Origin of the sequence: Streptomyces sp. SP17BM10, from assembly GCF_036322405.1 — a bacterium.
Classification (GTDB): domain Bacteria; phylum Actinomycetota; class Actinomycetes; order Streptomycetales; family Streptomycetaceae; genus Kitasatospora.
Genome location: NZ_JAQYXB010000680.1, coordinates 140440 through 159796, shown reverse-complemented (window position 1 = coordinate 159796; position 19357 = coordinate 140440). Strand labels below are relative to the sequence as shown.

14 protein-coding genes are annotated in these 19357 nt (G+C 74.0%); 6 read left to right on the top strand and 8 right to left on the bottom strand.

Features of this window, described 5'->3' with window-relative positions; genetic code table 11:
- The first annotated feature begins 56 nt into the window (after positions 1–56).
- Both PUR71_RS38840 and PUR71_RS38835 read left to right on the top strand, forming a co-directional pair.
- Complete coding sequence (locus PUR71_RS38840; protein WP_329931996.1) at positions 57–998, top strand: NAD-dependent epimerase/dehydratase family protein; 942 nt, start codon at positions 57–59, stop codon at positions 996–998.
- Between the two features lie 106 nt (positions 999–1104).
- Positions 1105–1365 (top strand): amphi-Trp domain-containing protein, encoded by a 261-nt coding sequence (locus tag PUR71_RS38835; protein WP_329931995.1) that lies wholly within the window; start codon positions 1105–1107, stop codon positions 1363–1365.
- Positions 1366–1419: 54 nt separating this feature from the next.
- Here PUR71_RS38835 and PUR71_RS38830 read toward each other — a convergent pair whose 3' ends face one another.
- From PUR71_RS38830 to PUR71_RS38810, 5 genes are all read right to left on the bottom strand, one after another.
- Positions 1420–2415, bottom strand: a complete 996-nt coding sequence (locus tag PUR71_RS38830; protein ID WP_329931994.1) for a 2-hydroxyacid dehydrogenase — start codon at positions 2413–2415, stop codon at positions 1420–1422.
- 130 nt (positions 2416–2545) lie between these two features.
- Complete coding sequence (locus PUR71_RS38825; RefSeq protein WP_329931993.1) at positions 2546–3571, bottom strand: 6-phosphofructokinase; 1026 nt, start codon at positions 3569–3571, stop codon at positions 2546–2548.
- Between the two features lie 341 nt (positions 3572–3912).
- Entirely contained in the window at positions 3913–4641 is a 729-nt protein-coding gene (locus tag PUR71_RS38820) for a type 1 glutamine amidotransferase (RefSeq protein ID WP_329931992.1), read from the bottom strand.
- Between the two features lie 46 nt (positions 4642–4687).
- Positions 4688–5950 carry a MurT ligase domain-containing protein gene (locus tag PUR71_RS38815; RefSeq protein WP_329931991.1) on the bottom strand — a complete coding sequence of 421 codons (1263 nt, stop codon included), beginning with the start codon at positions 5948–5950 and terminating at the stop codon, positions 4688–4690.
- Between the two features lie 263 nt (positions 5951–6213).
- Complete coding sequence (locus PUR71_RS38810; RefSeq protein WP_443077727.1) at positions 6214–6906, bottom strand: GNAT family N-acetyltransferase; 693 nt, start codon at positions 6904–6906, stop codon at positions 6214–6216.
- Between the two features lie 278 nt (positions 6907–7184).
- Here PUR71_RS38810 and PUR71_RS38805 point away from each other — a divergent pair, with 278 nt between their 5' ends.
- From PUR71_RS38805 to PUR71_RS38795, 3 genes are all read left to right on the top strand, one after another.
- On the top strand, positions 7185–11069 hold the full coding sequence (locus PUR71_RS38805; RefSeq protein ID WP_329931990.1) for a non-ribosomal peptide synthetase family protein: 3885 nt from the start codon (positions 7185–7187) through the stop codon (positions 11067–11069).
- A gap of 112 nt (positions 11070–11181) precedes the next feature.
- Positions 11182–11394 carry a hypothetical protein gene (locus PUR71_RS38800; RefSeq protein ID WP_329931989.1) on the top strand — a complete coding sequence of 71 codons (213 nt, stop codon included), beginning with the start codon at positions 11182–11184 and terminating at the stop codon, positions 11392–11394.
- A 163-nt stretch (positions 11395–11557) separates the two neighbouring features.
- Positions 11558–15208 carry a hypothetical protein gene (locus PUR71_RS38795; RefSeq protein ID WP_329931988.1) on the top strand — a complete coding sequence of 1217 codons (3651 nt, stop codon included), beginning with the start codon at positions 11558–11560 and terminating at the stop codon, positions 15206–15208.
- 15 nt (positions 15209–15223) lie between these two features.
- Here PUR71_RS38795 and PUR71_RS38790 read toward each other — a convergent pair whose 3' ends face one another.
- The 3 genes from PUR71_RS38790 to PUR71_RS38780 form a co-directional block, all read right to left on the bottom strand.
- Positions 15224–15772: a hypothetical protein gene (locus PUR71_RS38790; protein ID WP_329931987.1), complete on the bottom strand. Its 549-nt coding sequence runs from the start codon at positions 15770–15772 to the stop codon at positions 15224–15226.
- 76 nt (positions 15773–15848) lie between these two features.
- Positions 15849–17288, bottom strand: a complete 1440-nt coding sequence (locus tag PUR71_RS38785) for a pyridoxal phosphate-dependent decarboxylase family protein (protein ID WP_329931986.1) — start codon at positions 17286–17288, stop codon at positions 15849–15851.
- 119 nt (positions 17289–17407) lie between these two features.
- Positions 17408–18529, bottom strand: a complete 1122-nt coding sequence (locus tag PUR71_RS38780) for a hypothetical protein (RefSeq protein ID WP_329931985.1) — start codon at positions 18527–18529, stop codon at positions 17408–17410.
- Positions 18530–19056: 527 nt separating this feature from the next.
- Here PUR71_RS38780 and PUR71_RS38775 point away from each other — a divergent pair.
- Positions 19057–19344, top strand: coding sequence for a hypothetical protein (locus PUR71_RS38775; protein ID WP_329931984.1), 288 nt, complete (start codon positions 19057–19059; stop codon positions 19342–19344).
- Positions 19345–19357: the final 13 nt, after the last annotated feature.

The window sequence follows — 19357 nt, the reverse complement described above, 5'->3', positions numbered from 1 at the left end:
CTCCGTCCGGGTGAGGTCGGCTCGTTACAATGAGCGGCCGACGGAGGGGGTGGGCGGTGACCTCGAACACGGGGCCCCGGATCGCGATGACGGGGGCGACGGGCTTCATCGGCTCGGCGGTCCTGGACGCCCTTCGCGGTTTCGAGGTCCGCGCCCTGGCGCGTGCCGTCCCCGACGTGAGCGGCCCGTCCTGGGTGGCGGGTGACCTCGCCGACGGGGAGGCCCTCGCCGAGCTGTGCGACGGCGCCGACGTCCTGCTCCACCTCGCGTCCCGGATCTCCGGCACCGCCGAGGAGTGCGAGGAGGTCAACGTCCGCGGCACCGCGGCCGTCATGGCCGCCGCCCGCCGGGCCGGGGTCGCCCGGATCGTCCACCTGTCGACCGCGGCCGTGTACGGGCGGGGCCCGCACGCGGGCATCGAGGTGGACGGCGTGCCCGCCGCGCCCGTCTCGGAGGCCGGCCGCACCCGGCTGCTCGGGGAGCGGGCCGCGCTGGCCGCCGGGGCCGTCGTGCTGCGGCCCGGCGTGGTGACCGGACCCGGGGACCGCTGGGTGGTGCCCGCCGTGGCCGAGCTGGTCCGCCGGGTGCCGGTGCGCTGGGCGGGCGGCGAGGCCCGGCTCTCGGTGGTCGACCGCGCCGACCTGGCCCGTCTGGTCGTCGCCGTGGCGACCACTGAGCCCGCCGTGCCGCCGGGCGTCCACCACGCGAGCCACCCGCAGCCCGTCCGCGCCGGGGACCTCCTCGACGCGCTGGACGCCCTCGGGCTGGTCCCCGCGCCGGCCGGCCCGGCCGTCCCGTGGGAGGAGTGCCGCCGGCTGCTGGCCGCCGCACCGGGCCGGGTCTCGGAGCGGCAGTTCGCGATGATCGCCCTCGACCACTGGTACCGCAGCGACGCCATCTGGTCCCTGGCCGCCTGCCCGCCCGGCCCGGGACCGCTCGCCCGGCTCGCCGCCGCCGCCGGCTGGTACCGCGCGGCGCTCGGCGGCGCGGCGGGCTGACACCCGCGTGCCCGCGGCCGTCACGACGCCCGCCGGGCCGACGGCGGGCATCGGCGCGAGAATGGGTGGAGCCCACTGTTCCCATCCGCCGGGCCGGGAGGCATCAGTGAAAGACCTTGAGTTCGAACAGAAGCGCACACTCTCACGCACCGAGGTCGCCGATCAGCTCGACGCGCTGGCGGCGGCACTCAGGCGCGGTGGCCAGGCCGAGCTGGACCTCGGCCCCGGGAAGCTGACGTTGCGGATCCCCGACGAACTCCGTACCGAGATCGAGGTCGAGCTGGAGGACGGCGAGATCGAGCTGGAGATCGAGTTGTCGTGGCGCACCGGACAGCCGGAGCGGGCCCCGGACGACGCCGGCGGCTGACGGCCACGCCGCCCCCGGGCGGGGCCGACCGGCGGCCGCGTGGCCCGGAGCCGGTCAGGCCTTCGGCACCAGGACGTTCTCGCTGTGGCGCCCCGCGGCGAAGTCGTCGACGTTGCGAGCGGTGGCGTCGACGATCTGGAGCACGGCGGTGCGGGTGAAGTACGCCTGGTGGCCGGTGACCACGACGTGGGGGAAGGTCACCAGCCGGGCCAGGACGTCGTCGGCGATGCCCTCGATGGAGCGGTCCGTGAAGAAGACGCCGGTCTCCTCCTCGTACACGTCCAGGCCCACGCCCGACAGCCGGCCCGCCCGCAGCGTCTCGACCAGGGCCGCGCTGTCCACCAGCCCGCCGCGGCTGGAGTTCACCAGGATCGCGTCGTCCTTCATGCGCGCCAGTGCCGCAGCGTCGATCAGGTGATGGGTCGACGGGACGAGCGGCACGTGCAGGCTCACCAGGTCGGCGCGGGCCAGAAGGTCGGGCAACTCCGTGTAGGACATGCCGAGTTCGACGCACGCCGGGTTCGGCGCGAGGTCCCAGCCGAGCAGTTCGGTGCCGAAGCCGGCGGCGATCCGGGCGAAGCATCCGCCGATCTTGCCGGTGCCGATCACCCCGACCGTCATCCCGTGCACGTCCCGTCCGAGCAGCCCGTCCAGGCGGAAGTCGAACTCCCGGCTGCGCCCGGCGGCCCGCACGATCCGCCGGTTCACGGCGAGCGCGAGCGTCCACGCGTGCTCGGCGACGGCGTACGGGCTGTAGTGGGACACCCGGGCGACGGTCAGGCCGAGGTCGGCGGCGGCGTCGAGGTCGATGTTGTTGAAGCCGGTGGAGCGTTGGGCGATCAGTTCGGTGCCGCCCGCGGCGAGGACGGCGAGGGTCTCGGCGTCGAGGACGGCGTTGACGCTGCTGCTGACCGCGGGGTGGCCGGCGGCGAGCGGGGCGGTGTCGCGGTTGAGGAAGACGTCCAGGCAGCGCAGCCCGTGGCGCCCGGCGAAGGCCTCCTCCAGCAGCGGCCGTTCGTCGGCCTGTACCCCGTACGCGAGGATCTCCATCGGCGGTCCTTCCCACGCTCGGCTGCGGCCAGGCCACGCTAACCCGGGCCCGCGGTGGAACGCCCGCCGGACGCACGCAGCCCCCGGCGCCGCGGTGGGCTCCGGGGGCTGCGTCAGGACGCCGGGGAGGTCAGAGGACCGTCTCCGCCTCCAGGTAGCGCTCCTGCGGGACGGTCTTCAGCTCGGCGACCGCCTCGGCGAGCGGCACCAGGTTGATGTTGGTGCCCTGCAGCGCCGTGATGTGCCCGAACGCGCCCTTGTGGACGGCCTCGACGGCGTGCCAGCCGAAGCGGGTGGCGAGCACCCGGTCGTAGGCCGTCGGGGTGCCGCCGCGCTGGGTGTGGCCGAGGATCACCGGACGGGCCTCCTTGCCGAGCCGGTGCTCCAGCTCGCGGGAGAGCTGGGTCGCGATGCCGGTGAACCGCTCGTGGCCGTAGATGTCCTTGACGCCCTCCTCCCAGTGCATGGTGCCGGGCTCGGGCTTGGCGCCCTCGGCGCAGACCACGATGGCGAACTTCTTCTGCCGGTCGAAGCGTTCGCGGACGACGGCGGTCAGCTGCTCGATGTGGAACGGCCGCTCGGGGACGACGATCGCGTGCGCGCCCGCCGCCATGCCCGCGTTGAGGGCGATCCAGCCGGTGTGCCGGCCCATGACCTCGACGACCATGACCCGCTGGTGGGACTCGGCGGTGGTCTTCAGCCGGTCCAGCGCCTCGGTGGCGACCGAGACGGCGGTGTCGAAGCCGAAGGTCACGTCGGTGGCGGCGATGTCGTTGTCGATGGTCTTCGGCACGCCGACGATCGGCAGGCCCGCGTCGCTCATCAGCTTGGCGGCCTTGAGGGTGCCCTCGCCGCCGATCGGGATGACGGCGTCCAGGCCGAGGTCCGAGCAGTACTTCTTGGCGCGCTCGACGCCGTCGCGCAGGTGGCTGGGCTGCACCCGCGAGGAACCGAGGATCGTGCCGCCCTGGGCGAGGATGCCGCTCACCGAGTCCAGGGTGAGGGGGCGGTGGTGGCCCTCCAGGAAGCCGCGCCACCCGTCCTCGAACCCGATGATCTCGTCGCCGTGGTCGACCACCCCACGGTGGACCACGGAGCGGATCACCGCGTTCAGGCCGGGGCAGTCACCGCCGCTGGTCAGCACTCCGATACGCATTAGCTTTGCAACTCCCGAGCAGAACCGAGGAACGGCCGGACTACAGGCTGGGACGACGAGCCGTCACCGTAACGAGGCGTTCCCACGGGGAGGTGGCCACGGGGTGAAGGACCGGCCCGAATCGGGCAGAACGCCCGAAAAGGCCGTGGTGTCGAGCATACGACCCCTGGTCCGGCCGGGCAGGAGCCGACGCGGGAGCGGCGCCGTCGGCGCCCCCGCGTGGAAGTGCAGCCTGCTGCCGAGGAGGGTGTGCAGCCGGCAGCCCCCATTGTCGTACGTTCCGGGCCGCCCGTGGACCGGGTGACCGCATGGCGGGCACCCGGCCGGGGCGTACGGGTGTACTACTGGGGGCGCGTCGTGGCGGCGATGCGCTCGGCGCGCAGCGCGTCGTACCAAGTGGTGTCGGCCGGCGGCAGGGCGTTGACGTCCAGCGCCAGCTTGATCAGCATGTCCGCGACCGCGGGGTTGCGGGCCAGCACCGGGCCGTGCAGGTAGGTGCCGAAGACGGTGTCGCGCCAGGCGCCCTCGGTGCCGTCACCGGTGCCGTTGCCCCGGCCAACGGCGACGTTGGCGAAGGGCTGGACGCCCTGGCCGAGGTGGGTGACGCCCTGGTGGTTCTCGAAGCCGGTCAGCTGCGGCAGGCCGAGCCGCGGGTCGACGTCGGCGAGCACGTCGCCGACGCACCGGGCGCCCTCGCCGCGGGTGGTCCAGACGTCGAGCAGGCCCAGGCCCGGCTCGCGCTCGCCGAGGTCGTTGACGAACTCGTGGCCCATGATCTGGAAGCCGGCGCAGACGCCGAAGATGATCGCGCCGTTCTCGGCGGCCCGCACCAGGCCGCTGTCGGCGCGCAGCCGCTCGGCGGCCAGGCGCTGCGGCCGGTCCTCGCCGCCGCCGATCAGGTAGATGTCCCCGCTGGTGGGGACCGCCTGGTCGGAGCGGACGTCGATCCGGGTCACGTTGAGATGGCGCTGGCGGGCCCGGCGCTCCACGACCAGGGCGTTGCCGCGGTCGCCGTAGGTGCTGAGCAGGTCCGGGTAGACCCAGACCACGCGCAGGCTGCTCTCACTCATCCTCGAAGGCCTTCCGTCACGAAAAGAGGGGCGTGGGGGCGCGGCATCAGCCGGCCACGACCTTCCGCAGCTGCTGGAAGGCGGTGTAGTTGGCGATGGCCTCGATCCGGCCGGGCGGGGCCATCCGGACGGCCTGCTCCAGCGTGTCCACCACGTGGAACTGCAGCCCGGCGACCTCCAGGCGGACGGCCAGGTCGAGCTTGCGCTGGCCCATCACGAAGACCGGGTGCCCGGCGAGGCGCTCGTAGTCGACGTCCCACAGCCAGGAGGTGTCGGTGCCGTCGGCGTCGAGGGCGTTGACGGACAGGACGACCGGGGCGGGCGGGCCGTCGATCAGCGAGAAGGTCTCCAGCCAGCCGGCCGGGTTCTTCGCGAGCAGCAGCCGGATGTCGCGGCCCTGGTACTGGACGACGTCGTAGCGGCCGGCGACGGCCGCCACCGAGCGCATCCGCTCCAGCGCGACCTGCGGCGAGACACCGAACACGGCGGCGACGGCGGCCGAGCTGGTGGCGTTGGCCAGGTTGGCCCGGCCGGGCAGCTGGAGCTGGATCGGCCAGGCGCCGCGCTGCGGGTCGATGACGTGGGTGCCCTGGAGCGCCCAGTGCGGGTTGGGGCGCCGGAAGCCGCACTCCTGGCAGAACCAGTCGTCGCCGGGGCGCTGCATGACGCCGCCGCACGCGGGGCAGGACCAGGCGTCCTCCTTCCACGCCTGCCCGGCGGCCACCCAGACCACCTTCTTGCAGGAGGAGGCGGCCCAGGTCACCAGCGGGTCGTCGGCGTTGGCGATGACCACGGCCTCGGTGTCCTGGAGGCCCTCGCGCCACTTCTCGGCCATCATCCGGGTCTCGGCGGCGCGGTCGAGCTGGTCGCGGGAGAGGTTGAGCAGGGCGATCGCCTTGGGGCGGGTGTCGCGGGCGACCCCGGCCAGGTACTTCTCGTCGACCTCGATCACGCCGAAGCGGGCGTCCGAGCCGCCGGCCAGGGCGGAGGTGATGCCGGCCGGCATGTTGGCGCCGAGGGCGTTGGAGACCACCGGGCCGGCGGCGCGCAGCGCCTCGGCGATCAGGCGGGTGGTCGTGGTCTTGCCGTTGGTGGCGCTGACCAGCACGACGTCGAGGTGGTCGGCGAGGGTGGCGAGGAGGTCGGGGTCGAGCCTGAGGGCGACCTTGCCGCCGATCACCGAGCCGCTGCCGCGACCGGCCTTGCGCGACACGGCGGCCGCGACCTTGCCGGCGGTGACCGCGATCTTGGCGCGGGCCGGCAGGGAGGCGTCGCGCGCGCCTGTGGGCTCCGATTCGGTGCCTGCCATGCTCAGTGGTTCCTCCTTGCTGCGGCACCGCCCGGGGGCCGGTTAACGGGCCGTCGGGCGGCGGGGACGGGGCCAGCCTACCGACTCCGCCACCCGGCCCCGCGATCCGGACCCCGCGCCGCCTGCTGCGACGCGCCCGCGCGGCCGGTCCCGGGCGTCCTGACGTGTCGTCAGGGAAGGCGGTGTACGGACGGAGCTCCCGCGGGAAGGAGGACGCCTGCGGGGGCCGGACGGTTCCCGGTGAGAATGTGGTGAAGAAATGATCAGCGGACCGGATGGTGCGGCGCCGGCTCAGCGCCCGCCAGGGTGGCGGTGATCACGAGGGTGCCGTCCTCGGCGCGGAAGTCCAGCGGCACGGACAGCCGCCGCATCGCCGCGATCAGGCCCGCGTTCGAGGCGTGCGTCACCGCGTACACGGTGGCGATCCCGGCCTCCCGGGCCATCGCGACCAGGCGGCGCAACAGGGTCAGGCCGAGCCCGTGCCGCTGCCAGGCGTCCTCCACGAGGAGGGCGAGCTCGGCCTCGCCGTCGTCCCACATCAGGTGCCCGAGGGCGACGATCCGCCCGTCGGCGTCCTCCACCGCGAGGCTGCGCCCGTGCCGCCCGTCCAGCAGGTGGTCCAGGTGGCGGTCGGAGTCGCGCACCGGACCGTGGTAGCGCAGCCGCAGCGAGGCGGGGGAGCAACGCTGGTGCATCGCGCGGGCCTCGGCCTTGTCGCCGGGACCGGCCGGGCGGACGACCAGCTCGGCCGTGCCCACCACGGGGAGCCGGACGGGAAGGGCCTCCTCCACCGCGTGCGCCCGGCCCGTGGCGGGGTGCGCCCGGGCGACCCGGAACGGCCCGCCGACGAGCGCCGGCAGCTTGGCGACCGGTCCGTCGGGCACCGCGCACCTGCGGTCCGACCTGCGGAAGGACCGGTTCCAGAGCCGTTCGGGGCGCGTGTGCGATGCCGTCATGGAGGCGACGCTACCGATACCGCGCTTCGGCGCGGTTACGCGATCGTGAACGCACGACTGCCCGGGACGGACCCGGGACGAGCCCGTGACGGAACCAGGACCGGACCGGGGACGGTCCCGGCGGTAGTCCCCGCCGGGACCGGGACGGATCCGGCAGAGGTCCAGACCGGTGCCTCATGTGACCGGGACGACGGGCGGCCGACGGTGGAGCACGTGCCCGGCGCTCCTGACGACCCCAGGGCGCGGGGACGTGTCAGTCCACGAACGAAGGCTCTCCCATGCGTACCACCCCGTCCGTCCCCGTCACCGCGACCACCGTCCTGCCCCACGCCCGGCGCGCCCCCGCCGCCACCGCGCTGACCGGCCTGCTCGACCACCAGGCGCGCACCCGGCCCGACGCGGTGGCCGTCGTCGGCGAGGGCCGCGACCTCACCTTCCTCGAGCTGCGCGAGGACGCCCGCCGCCTCGCCGCCGCGCTGCGCCGCCCGGACGCCGGGGCCGACACCCCCGTCGGCCTGTTCATCGAGCCGTCGGCCGAGCTGATAGCCGCGGCCTGGGGCGTCCTGTACGCCGGGGCCGGCTACCTGCCGCTGTCGCCCGAGTACCCCGAGGACCGGCTGCGCTACATGATCGAGGACAGCCGCACCCGGATCGTCGTCACCCAGGAGCACCTGCGCGAGCGGCTGGCCGCGCTGGCGCCCGCCGGGACCGAGGTCGTCACCTTCGCCGACGCCCCGGCCGTCCATCCGGACGACGGCGGCCACCCGGCGCCGGAGTCCCTGGCCTACGTCATCTACACCTCCGGCAGCACCGGCCGGCCCAAGGGCGTCGTGATCGAGCACGGCTCCGTCGTCTCCCAGCTGCGCTGGATGCACTCCGCCGGCCACCTCGGCCCGGACGTCACCGTGCTGCAGAAGACGCCGACGAGCTTCGACGCCGCCCAGTGGGAGGTCCTCGCCCCGGCCGTCGGCGCCCGCGTCGTCGCCGGCGCGCCCGACCTCCACCGCGACCCCGAGGCGCTCGTCGCCACCGTCCACCGGTACGGCGTGAGCGCGCTGCAGTGCGTGCCGACCCTGCTCCAGGCGCTGCTCGACACCGACGGCTTCGCCGACAGCCACAGCCTGACCGGCATCTTCTCCGGCGGCGAGGCGCTCTCGCAGCGCCTCGCCCGCGACCTCACGACCGCCCTGCCCCGGGCGACGCTGGTCAACCTGTACGGGCCGACCGAGTGCACGATCAACGCGACCGCGCACGTCGTCGACCCGGCCGCGCTCGGCGACGGCGCCGGGTCGGTGCCGATCGGCCGGCCGGTCGACGGCACCCGGTGCCACGTCCTCGACGCCGGCCTCGCCCCGGTGGGCGAGGGGGAGACCGGCGAGCTGTACATCGGCGGCGTCCAGCTGGCCCGCGGCTACCTGCGCCGCCCCGAGCTGACCGCCGAACGCTTCGTCCCGTCCCCGTTCGCCCCGCACGAGCGGCTCTACCGCACCGGCGACCTCGCGCACTGGAACCCGGACGGCACCCTCCAGTTCGCCGGCCGCGTCGACAACCAGGTCAAGCTGCGCGGCCACCGGGTCGAGCTGGACGAGATCGCCCGCGCGATCGAGGAGCACACCTGGGTCCGCCGCTCGGCCGCGGTCGTCACCGCCGACGAACGCACCGGCCATCAGAACCTGCTCGCCTGCGTGGAGCTGAACCCGCGTGAGGCCGCCCTGATGGACCAGGGCAACCACGGCCGCCACCACCAGTCCAAGGCCGGGCGCCTGCAGGTCAAGGCGCAGCTCTCCGACCCGGGCCTGCGCGACCTCGCGCAGCTGGCCGGCCGCCCGCGCGTCGACCTGCCCGGCCGCCGGGGAACGGCCGCCCAGCGCCGGGAGGTCTTCGCCCGCAAGACCTACCGCTTCTACGAGGGCGGCCCGGTGACCCGCGACGACCTCACCGCCCTGCTCGCCCCGCGCCCCGCGGGCGACGTCGGGCGCGGCCTGGACCTGCTGAGCCTGCCCGAACTCGGCCGCGTCCTGCGCTGGTTCGGCCAGTTCCACAGCGACGAGCGGCTGCTGCCCAAGTACGCCTACGCCTCGCCCGGCGCGCTGTACGCGACCCAGCTCCACCTGGAGACCGGCGGCCTCGACGGGCTCGGCGCGGGCCTGTACTACTACCACCCCGTCGAGCACAGCCTCATACGCATCGGCGATGCCGACACTCGCGGCGAGACGTACCTGACGCTGCACTTCTCCGGGAAGACCGGCGCCATCGCCCCCGTCTACACCGACAACATCCGCGAGGTGCTGGAGTTCGAGACCGGCCACATGCTGGGCGTCTTCGAGGAGGTCCTGCCCGGGTACGGTCTCGACGTCCGCCCGCTCGGCTTCCACCCGGCGGTCAAGGACCGGCTGGACGTGGCCGACGAGGACCACTACCTGGGCAGCTTCGCCGTCGTCCGCGGCGACGGCACGCCGCAGGCCGACCCGACCGAGGTCTACGTCCAGGCCCACGGGGACCGCGTCGAGGGCCTCCCGGCCGGCCTGTATCGCCACGACGGCGGCGAGCTGACCCGCGTCTCGGACGACGTCGTGCAGTCCCGGCACGTCATCGCGATCAACCAGGCCGTCTACGCCCGCTCGGCCTTCGGCATCACCGCCGTCAGCCGGGCCGGCGAGGAGTGGCTGCGGTACGTGGCCCTGGGCACCAAGCTGCACCACCTCCAGCGCAACGGCCTGTCCTTCGGCTTCATGTCCTCCGGCTACAGCTCCACGTCAGGCCACCCGCTGCCCGCTTCGCGCCGCTTCGACGAGATCCTCGGCGCCGCCGGCATCCCCACCGGCCCGACGTACTTCTTCCTCGGCGGAAAGGTGAGCGAGGAGCAGATCCGCAGCGAGGGCATGCACGAGGACACCGTCCACATGAAGGGACCGGCCGAGATCATCAAGGACGAGCTCGCCAACCTGCTGCCCGACTACATGCTCCCCAACCGCGTCCTCGTGCTGGACACCCTGCCGCTGACCGCCAACGGCAAGGTCGACCTCACGGCGCTCGCCGCCTCGGACGCCGTCCGCGACGCCGCCGTCCGCAGCGAGTACGTCGCCCCCGTCACCCCGCAGGAACGGTGGCTCGCCGAGGCCTGGGGAGAGGCGCTGACGTACGAGGACGTCTCCGCGGCCGACGAGTTCTTCGCCGCCGGCGGCAACTCGCTGATCGCCGTCGCCCTCGTCAACCGGATCAACCGCGAGTTCGGCACCGCCCTGCCGCTCCAGGTCGTCTTCGAGTGCCCGAAGCTCGCCGACCTCGCCGCCCGCATCGCCGACACGGCGTCCGGCGCCGCCGCCCCGGCCGCCTCCTCGCGGCTCGTCCCGCTGCACCCCGGCGCCCCCGAGCGCCCGGTGTTCTGCTGGCCCGGCCTCGGCGGCTACCCGATGAACCTGCGCCTGCTCGGCCGCGAGGCGAGCGAGGGGCGTGAGGGGCGCGCCTTCTACGGCATCCAGGCACACGGCATCAACGCGGGCGAGACGCCGTACCCGACCATCCGCGAGATGGCCGCCGCCGACGTCGCCGAACTGCGCCGCGTGCAGCCCGAGGGCCCGTACACGCTGTGGGGCTACTCCTTCGGCGCGCGGGTCGCCTTCGAGGCCGCCTGGCAGCTGGAGCAGGCCGGGCAGCGGGTCGAGGAGCTCCTGCTCATCTGCCCCGGCAACCCGAAGGCGCGGCAGGCCGACGGGCGGCAGCGGGGCCGCGAGGCCTCGTACGCCGACCCCGCGTACGTGACCATCCTCTTCTCGGTGTTCGCCGGCACGATCAGCGGCCCCGACCTGGAGCGCTGCCTCGCCGAGAGCACCGACGAGGACGGCTTCGTCGCCTCCGTCCACCGGCTGCTTCCCGCTCTGGACGAGGAGCTGATCCGCCGCATCACCCGGATCGTCGGCGAGACCTACGAGTTCGAGTACAGCTTCCGCGAACTCGCCGAGCGCCGGCTGGACGCGCCGGTGACCATCCTCAAGGCCGCGGGCGACGACTACTCCTTCATCGAGGGCAGCTCCGGCTACTCCGCGGCCCCGCCCACCGTCGTCGACCTCACCTGCGACCACTACGGCGTCCTCAAGGAGCACGGCGTCCTCGAACTGGTCGCCGCGATCCGGGCCGCGGAGCGGATCCGGCAGGCTGCCTGACCCGGCCGGGACACGCTCACGGATGGCCCAGGATCCGTGAGCCCGCAAGCCCCTTCGGATAGGGATGGCTCGGCTCTCCGCCGAACCCACCTCGATCCGAAGGGGCCTCCCCGTGCTCGCCAAGAAAACCGCCCTCGCCTGCTGCGCCCTGCTACTCGCCGCCCCGATGGCGCTCGCCCAGTCCGCCGCCGCGGACAGCGACAACCACGGCCCGAAGACGCCGGAGGAGGCCGCCGCCTGCAAGTCCGTGACCGGGACCCTGCTCGGCGGCTTCGGCTCGATGCTCGGCAACGCCGTCTGCGTCGTCCAGCCCGACAACGGCTGAGCCGCCGGACCCGCACGCCGGAGCGCTCCGGTGACACGGCTCATCACCCGGGCGCCGGGGCGCCTCCCCGTACGACGCACTGTCATGACGAACCGGCTGTGCGGGGTATCACGAACTGATATGTGTTGTCGGGTCACCAGCGGAGCGGAGGCCAGTGCCCGGCATGAACGACGACTCAGGGGCGGCTCCCGCGCCGCAGGTTCAGCGGCCCACGCCCGCGTTGATGGCCGCCTTCTCCAAACCGGAGCCGGTGCGGCTGGTGGAGCAGCGGACCGGCTCCGCCAGGGTGCCGATGAAGGCCAGCCTCCTGCTCGGCCTCCCACCGGAAGAACTGCTGGAGGAGCTGGGGGTGTTCGACGCGGTCGTGGCGCCCCGGATCGTGGGCGGCGAGGACGTCTGGCGCCGGCTGACCGACCCGCGCCAGCGCGGATCCGCGGTGGGGCCCGCCTGGCAGAACTGCCTGGACTTCCAGTCCGGGTTCGGCCGGGACGAGTCCGATCCGGAGGCGGCGCAGAGCCTCCTCGCGGTCGTGGTCCACATCCGCGCGGCCTTCACGGCCAAGTCCGCCGAGGTCACCCGGTCCCTCAGGAGCAAGGAGATGAGTTGGCCGGCCAGTTGGCGCGAGGTCAACATGCGGCTGGCGGGGCAGCTCTACCGGTACGGCCTCGACCGGTCCCGGCGGGGGCACGAGGACGGTCCGCGGATCGCGTTCCGTGCCGCGTTGGAGTGCTGGGACGTGGTCGAGCTGTTCACGGACCGGGACACCGAGGAGCACCGCCGCCTGTGGCGCGGAATGCGCGGCGTGGCCAGGCTGTTCACCGCTCGTCGTAGCGCGGATCCGCTGCCGGTCCTGCGTGCCGCGGTCGCGGACCTGGTCGCGGCCGAGGAATGCGGCGACCGGACGCCACAGCACTTCTGCGTCCTGGCCGAGGTACACCTCCGCGTCTTCTGGCTCACGGAGGACCAGGACGCCCTCGAGCAAGCCGCCCGGACGTTGCGGTCGGCCCGGGAGCTGGGCCACACGTCGGGCGAACTGGCGAGCATCATCGGGGACGTGCACCGGATTCGGGCGCTCGGGGCGATGGTCCGGGCGGGTCTGCGGCGGCCCGTGGTCGTCACGTTCACCGGGACGGACCTCCTGGACGGTGGTGGGGGCGCCGAGACCGAGTCGGTGGACGACATCGAGCCCGCTCCCGGGCCGGACCCCGGCCCGGGCACGGCCGCGCTGCGGGCGGCCAGGAGCGGATTCACCGCGGCCGCCTCCTGGTACACCCACGCGCTCGGGCTGCCGTTCAGCGGAGGCATGGCGCCCGAGGTCATCCGGATCCGCCGTGGTCAGGCGTTGCTCCGGACCGTCACCTGCCTGAAGCGGCTCGGCCGACCGTACCAGGCGGTGCTGGAAGCGGCGCTGGCGGACCTGCGTCTGTGTCATGACGAAGACAGCCGCATCCGTAGCGACTACCTGGCGTGGGGGCTCGTCGAACTCGGCCGACTGCTCATCCGGAAACCCGACGGCGCCGGTCTGCACGCCGCCGCGCAGGCCTTCCAGGAGGCCGCCGGATTCGTCGAACGGCGGCTGCCCGACGCGACCGACCTCCACCGTCGCGCCACGGTCGGTCTGGTGGAGGTGCGGCTCCGGCTCGCCCTGTCGGGTGCCGACGTGGCCGCGGTACGGGCCGCTCTGTCCGCGGCACTGGACTGTGCGACGGGCGAGATCGCCGTGACCCCGTTGATCTACGCGTGCCGGACGCTGCTGGACGCACGGACCGGTCAGAACCCCGACCCGGTGGACGCCGTCCTGCTTTCCTCGGCCGTCGTACGGCTCGAGGCGGAAATGGCCGCAGTCGACGGCGAAGGGCCGCGCCGCTTCACGGCCGGGCACGTGGCGACCTTGCTGGAACGGGCGCGCTGGGCGGGGGTCGCCGAGATCCCCGGCGTGACGACCGCGCGGATCCTGGAGCTCAACCGGCTTGCGCTCCAGGGCGAACCCGCCCCGGCACCCCTCAGGCTGTACGCCTTTGCCCGGGCCGGTGTTCGTCATGCCCGCGAGCTCATCGCCCTGGATTCCGCCGGGGACAGGCGCCGGGTGGCCGAGGAACTCCTCGGCGAGGCGATCGACGCGTACGGCAGGGTGCACGTCATGGCCGAGCCGATCTGGGCGGAGCAGGCGCCCGCCGGGGACGGGACCGCGAGCCGAGGACCGGCCGAGGACCTCGTCGTCGGTCTCGACGAACGGGACGCGGCCCGCGTGGACGTGCCGGAGGAGCGGGATCTCGCCAGCTATCTGGGTGAGGCGCACCTGCGCCGAGGCGTGCTGGTCTCCGATCCCGATGACCTGTCCCGCGCCATCGAGTGGTTCGAGCGGTCCGTCTCGAGCGGCAACGACACCCCGGAGGTGCTGGGGCTGCTGGGGGACGCCCATTGGCGCCGGGGCCGTCAGCGGCGGCACGTGGCTGACATGCGGCGGGCGCTCCAGCTGAAAGAGGAGGCGCGCCAGGCCGTCTCACTGCGCGCGGAGGGCGGTACGGCCCCGGCCCGGGAGTCGTGGAGCGTGTCCTCGGCGATCGCCCGGCGGATCTGGAGGGTCACGGCGGCACCGGCCGACTTCGCGGAGGCGGCGCGGTTTGCCGCGCTGGCCGTGGCGACCGATCCCGATTGGCCCTGGCCGTGGCTCCAGCTCGCGGATCTCGCCGACGCCCCGGCACGGCTCCGCGCCGGACTGGGGACGACGCCTCCGGCGGACGGCCGGTTCGAGCTGGCGGCCGATCCCGAGGTGTGGCGGTGCCTGGTCGCCGGCGACGCCGCGACGCTACGGGCCACGGCGAGCGAACTGGCGGTGGCCAGTGAGGAGTTCCGCAGGTTCGTGCTCGGCGGCCGTTCGCAGGCCTACGTGCTGGCGGATCCGCACGGGCTCCTGTCCACGACGCTCGTCCTGAAGCCGTTCGACTCCGCCCCGGCGGCCGAGGACGAGCTGCGCCAGACCACGGCCTTTGACCAGTGGCTGGCCGAGCACGCGGTGGGGCCCTGGGCGCGTACCGTCCGACCGGTGGCGACGGTTCCAGCCGGGACGGGGGACCAACGGATCCTGGTCACCCTGCGCGTGACCGGCCGACCGCTGTCGGACCTCGTCAAGGACGCGCTCCTGGCCGGTGAGCGGGCCCCGTACGACGGGTTGCGCCAGTCCGTCGAGCGCTGCCTGCGGCTCCTGGCCGCCGTGCACGCGTGGCGCGGCAGCCCGACGGGCACGCCGGCGCACCGGCTGATGAAGGACGGCCTGAAGCGGGACCTGCGGGGCCTGGGCGTCGCGGAGGCCGCCGAGCTGGCCCAGTCCTGGTGCGGAGCCTTCCCGACGGACCTGCCCTGGCTCGGGAAGCGGGACGCACACGCGGACAACTGGCTGGTGACCGAACGCGGTGACGTCGTCGCCCTCGACCTGGCGGCCACCAGCTGGCTCCCGGTCGGCTTCGAGGTCGCCCAACTGCTGGAGGACACAGGTCTGCTGGGAGTGGATCCGGCCGGTCACCGGGAACGCGAGAGGCTGGCCGCCCTCTATCTGGACACGCTCGCCGAGTTCCTCCCCTCGGTGGCCGGGCGGCTGCCGACGCCTGACGGGCCCGGCTGGCGCGAGGGCTACGCCTGCTTCGCGGCCCGCCGCGCGGTGTTCCTGCTGAACAGGCTCGCCACGGACCGCAACCCGGGGAGCGCGGCACGCCGTCAGCACGCGCGGGAGGTCCTGGCGTGGTCGGCGCGGGTGAAACCTTCGCTGGCGCCGCTCGCGTCTGCGGTGCTCGGATCCGCGACGGGAGCGTCCTGACGGGCGGGTGCCCGGCTACACGACGCGGGTCGGCGCGTCCAGGAGGTCGTGGCCGCCGGTCGTGACGAGGGCGGCCAGGTCGGTGCCGGAGAGGGCGTGCGGGGCGCGGAGGTAGAACTCGTCGACGGCGCCCCGGGGGAGCGGGTGCGACTGCATCGAGACGATCGCGACCTGTTGTTCGGCGAAGGCCGTGCACACCCGGGCCAGGCCGGCGGGGGAGTCCCGGACGGTGGCGCGGACCCGCCACAGCGCGGTCGCGCCGGGAGCGGGCGCGGGCGCGGGGACCGGGGACTCGTGCAGGTGGTGGCGGTGCGCCCACCACGAGTGGAACAGCGCCGTGGCGAGCAGCGCCAGCGCGGAGGCGGCGAGCAGCACCGGCCCGTCGTGTCCCTTCACGACGACCTTGGCGACCAGGTCGGCCGCCGTGACGGAGACGAAGACGGCGGCGAGCTCGACGCTGTCGCGGCGCCAGCGGTGGGTGCGGCGGGCGCGCCGCTGGGCACGGGAGGGGGCGGGCGGTGCGGAGGGGCGGACGGCTGTCGTGGTGTGCTCCGTGTGCTCCATGGCACCACTGTCCCCGCGCGGTGTTTCCCGTCCACGAACCTCCCGTGACCTGGGGGTTAAGGTCTCGGCCCGCGCGTTACTTCCGGAGGTCGGCCGCCGCGGCCCGCACCTCGGCGAGGAGCAGCTCCAGGTCCGCCTCGGTGGTGCCGGCGTTCAGCAGGCAGGCGCGCAGCGTCTCGGTGCCGGCCAGGCGGGCGCCGGTCACGAAGACCGTCCCGCGGCGCTGCACGGCGACGGGCAGGTCCCGGTTGAGCGCGTCGAGGGCCTCCTCGCCGAGCCCGGCGGGCCGGTGGCGGAAGGCGACGATCGAGGTCTGCACCTCGGCCAGCAGCTCGAACTCGTCGTCGGCCTGGACCAGTTCGCCGAGATGCCGGGCGAGCGCGGTGCACCGTGCGATGTCGCGGGAGAGGCCGGCGCGGCCCTTGTGGGCGATGGTGGCCCACACCTTGAGGGCGCGGAACGGGCGGGTCTGCTCGGTGCCGTACTCGGAGAACCACCCGAGCTCGCCCGCGGCCTCGTCGCGCAGGTAGGACGGCACGAGGCTGAAGGTGCCGCGCAGCCCGTCGGTGTCGCGGACCAGGGCGCAGCCGCAGTCGACCGGCACGCCGAGCCACTTGTGCGGGTCGAGGGCGAGGGAGTCGGCGCGCTCCAGCCCGGCGTAGCGGTGGGTGACGGCGGGGTCGAGGACGCCGAAGGCGCCGTACGCGCCGTCGACGTGCAGCCACAGCTCCTGCTCGGCGCACAGGTCGGCGATCGGGCCGAAGGCGTCCACGGCGCCGGTGCCGACGGTGCCGGCCGAGGCGACGACGAGGAAGGGCAGCAGGCCGGCGACGCGGTCGCGCTCGACCGCGGCGCGCAGGTCGGCGGTGTCGAGGCGGCCGTCCGGGCCGGTGGCGACGGTGCGCAGGTGCTTGCTGCCGAGGCCGAGGAGCTCGGCGGCCTTGCGGACGCACGAGTGCGTCTCGCCGGTGACGTAGCCGACCAGCGGGGGCATCCCGGCGAGGCCGTCCTCGCGGACGTCCCACCCGGCCTGCCGGGCGGCGCGGTTCCGGGCGGCGGCGAGGCAGACGATGGTGGCCATCGAGGTGCCGGAGGTGAGCAGGCCGCCGCCGGCCGGGTGCGGGAAGCCGACGAGCTCGGCGATCCAGCGGACGACGGCGCGCTCCAGGTGGACGTCGGCGTGGTCGCCGCCGGCGGAGCTGGGGTTCATGGCGGAGGCGGCGAGGGTGGCGAGGACGCCGGCGGGGGCGGGGGCGGAGTTGACCCAGCCGAAGAAGCGCGGGCTGCCGTTGCCCATGGGGTGGGGCAGGACGTCCCGGCCGATGGCCTCGACGAGTTCGGCGAGCGGGCGGCCTTCGGCGGGCAGCGGGGCGTCCAGGAGGGCGCTGCGGGCCGCGTCGTCCATGGGCTGCCAGACGGGGCGGTCGGGCAGCCCGGCGAGGTAGTCGGAGACGAGGTCGGCGGTGGCGTGGGCCGCGCCGCGGAAATCGGTACCGGCGAAGTCCAGGGGGTCCATCGGGCGTGCTCCAGCGGTGCGGAGGGGGCGCGGCGTCCTCGGCGCACCGGGTGATCAGCCGATGGTACGGAAAGGGGCCCGCACCCTGCGGTGCGGGCCCTCCTCGTGAGACGGCCGGGTCAGTCGAGCGAGGCGGAGAGCCCGCTCGCGGAGCGGCAGTAGCCCTGCATCTCCTTGTTGGTGATCTTGGCGCAGAGCCGGCCGGCGGCGCCGCCGTCCGTGTAGTTCACCGTGTAGTAGCTGACCAGGCCCTCCGTGCAGGCCTTGCGCTGCCAGCCGTCGGCGGCCGTGGCGCACTGCTGGGCGGCCCAGTCCTCGCGGTCCAGGTTGTACTTCATCGTCCGCGAGCCGACGCCGCGGCTGCAGTCGACGGCCCCGCCGCTCGCCTTGCCGTTGAGGCACCACTTGAGGGCGTCGGCGTACACCTCGGGGTGGTTCGGGTAGTCGTGCGAGGAGAGGTAGAAGGTCGGCGCGTAGAAGTAGCACGCGGACTGGAACAGCGACGGCTGGTCCTTGCACGGGTAGAGCGGGTCCTGGGCGAGCTTGTCGGCGGGCAGGTTGGCCTTGGCCAGCTCGTCCTCCTCGTCCGGGCCGAAGAGCTGCATGAACAGGCCTTCGGAGCAGCGGATCCGGTTCTGGTCGGTGGTGAACTTGTTGCACAGATCGCGGGCCTTGGCCACGTCCTGCTTGGCGACGAACATCGTTCCGTGGCCGACGCCGTGGATGCACGGGCCGGTGTTCTTGGGGGCGCACAGCTTGAGCAGGTCCACCTCGGGCTGGGTGGAGGCGTTCAGCATCTCCTCGACGGCGCCGTGCAGGTAGCCGGCCGCGCAGGTCTCGTGCGGGAAGGAGATGACCTTCTGGAAGTCGGCGTTGAACCGCTTGACGGCCGCGTGTCCGAGCTCGTGCGCGATCGGGTGGCAGAACCGCACGGTGTACGGCTTCTCCTTGGTGATCCTGTCGAGGTCGGCGAGGGCGACGCCGGGGTCCGTGGCGTCCATCTCGGCCATCAGCTTGTTGCGCAGCGTCGAGCGGGTCCAGACCGCCGGGTCGCCGGTCGGGGTGGCGCTCGCCGCCCCCGCGGTGCCGGCCGGCGCGGGCGTCCCGGCGTCGCCGCCGGCGGCCGCGGGGGCGACCGCCGCCGTGGCGGTCGCCGGGGACCAGTCGGTGACGGCCACCGATCCCAGGCCGAGGACGCCCAGGAGCAGTGCGGTGAGAATCGCGAACGCTCGCGGTTGCATGACGGGATCCCCCGGCGGATCGAGTGCGGACGGTGCACTCCCATCCTGACGCGCGAAGCGGCCGCAGTCCGCGTTTTCGCCCGCCATCCGGGAGTGTCGGCGACGCTACCGCACCGTCCGCACCCCGCCCCGCACGGGATGGCCCCCGGGGGCCGTTCGGGCTCGCCCGGACGGCGCGGCGGGCCGGGGCGCTCCGCTGCGCCGCGCGGGGGAGGGAACGCCCGGACATCCAGCCCGACCTGGTACCCCGTCAGCCGGGCGGCGAGGTCCGGCGCGAGGTCGACGCCGAGCCGCACCGACCGCGGGCCGGCGGTGGTCGGAGGCGACCCGTGCGGTGATGCCGCACATCAGCGGGCCTCCGGTCGCCCGCCACGTGTGGAGACGGTCACGCCACGGGGCGTCCGGGCGAGCGACAGGGTGTGTCGAAAAGGTGAAGGGAGGCGTTCCGCATGGTTGTCTGGACTGAAAGTCGGAATGTCTGCCCGATTCCGGGCAGAAATATTGGCTTCCGGGTCGTCGTCCGCCTAATGTCTTCCTCCGTGCCGAGCTCACCCCACCCTCATGACGACCTCGTCGCCCATCTCGCCCGGACCAGTCCCCTCGGGCCCCGGGAGGCGGCGCGGGTCGTGGCGGAGGTCCTGGCGTACTTCTCCGAGAGCACCGAGGAGTACGTCCGCCGCCGCCACGGTGAGCTCCAGGCGCGCGGACTGACCAACGAACGGATCTTCGCCCGGCTCGCCGAGGAGCTCCCGGCCCGCCGCGTCGCGGCACCGGAGCTCTCCGCCCGACAGCTGCGCCGGATCGTCTACGGCTGAGCCGGCCCCCCTA

Excerpts from the sequence above, each read along its gene's own strand:
- PUR71_RS38830 (WP_329931994.1), bottom strand. The coding sequence starts at position 2,415 with ATGGAGATCCTCGCGTACGGGGTACAGGCCGACGAACGGCCGCTGCTG.
- PUR71_RS38825 (WP_329931993.1), bottom strand. The coding sequence starts at position 3,571 with ATGCGTATCGGAGTGCTGACCAGCGGCGGTGACTGCCCCGGCCTGAAC.
- PUR71_RS38820 (WP_329931992.1), bottom strand. The coding sequence starts at position 4,641 with ATGAGTGAGAGCAGCCTGCGCGTGGTCTGGGTCTACCCGGACCTGCTC.
- PUR71_RS38815 (WP_329931991.1), bottom strand. The coding sequence starts at position 5,950 with ATGGCAGGCACCGAATCGGAGCCCACAGGCGCGCGCGACGCCTCCCTG.
- PUR71_RS38810 (WP_443077727.1), bottom strand. The coding sequence starts at position 6,906 with ATGACGGCATCGCACACGCGCCCCGAACGGCTCTGGAACCGGTCCTTC.
- PUR71_RS38805 (WP_329931990.1), top strand. The coding sequence starts at position 7,185 with ATGCGTACCACCCCGTCCGTCCCCGTCACCGCGACCACCGTCCTGCCC.
- PUR71_RS38795 (WP_329931988.1), top strand. The coding sequence starts at position 11,558 with ATGAACGACGACTCAGGGGCGGCTCCCGCGCCGCAGGTTCAGCGGCCC.
- PUR71_RS38790 (WP_329931987.1), bottom strand. The coding sequence starts at position 15,772 with ATGGAGCACACGGAGCACACCACGACAGCCGTCCGCCCCTCCGCACCG.
- PUR71_RS38785 (WP_329931986.1), bottom strand. The coding sequence starts at position 17,288 with ATGGACCCCCTGGACTTCGCCGGTACCGATTTCCGCGGCGCGGCCCAC.
- PUR71_RS38780 (WP_329931985.1), bottom strand. The coding sequence starts at position 18,529 with ATGCAACCGCGAGCGTTCGCGATTCTCACCGCACTGCTCCTGGGCGTC.
- PUR71_RS38775 (WP_329931984.1), top strand. The coding sequence starts at position 19,057 with ATGTCTTCCTCCGTGCCGAGCTCACCCCACCCTCATGACGACCTCGTC.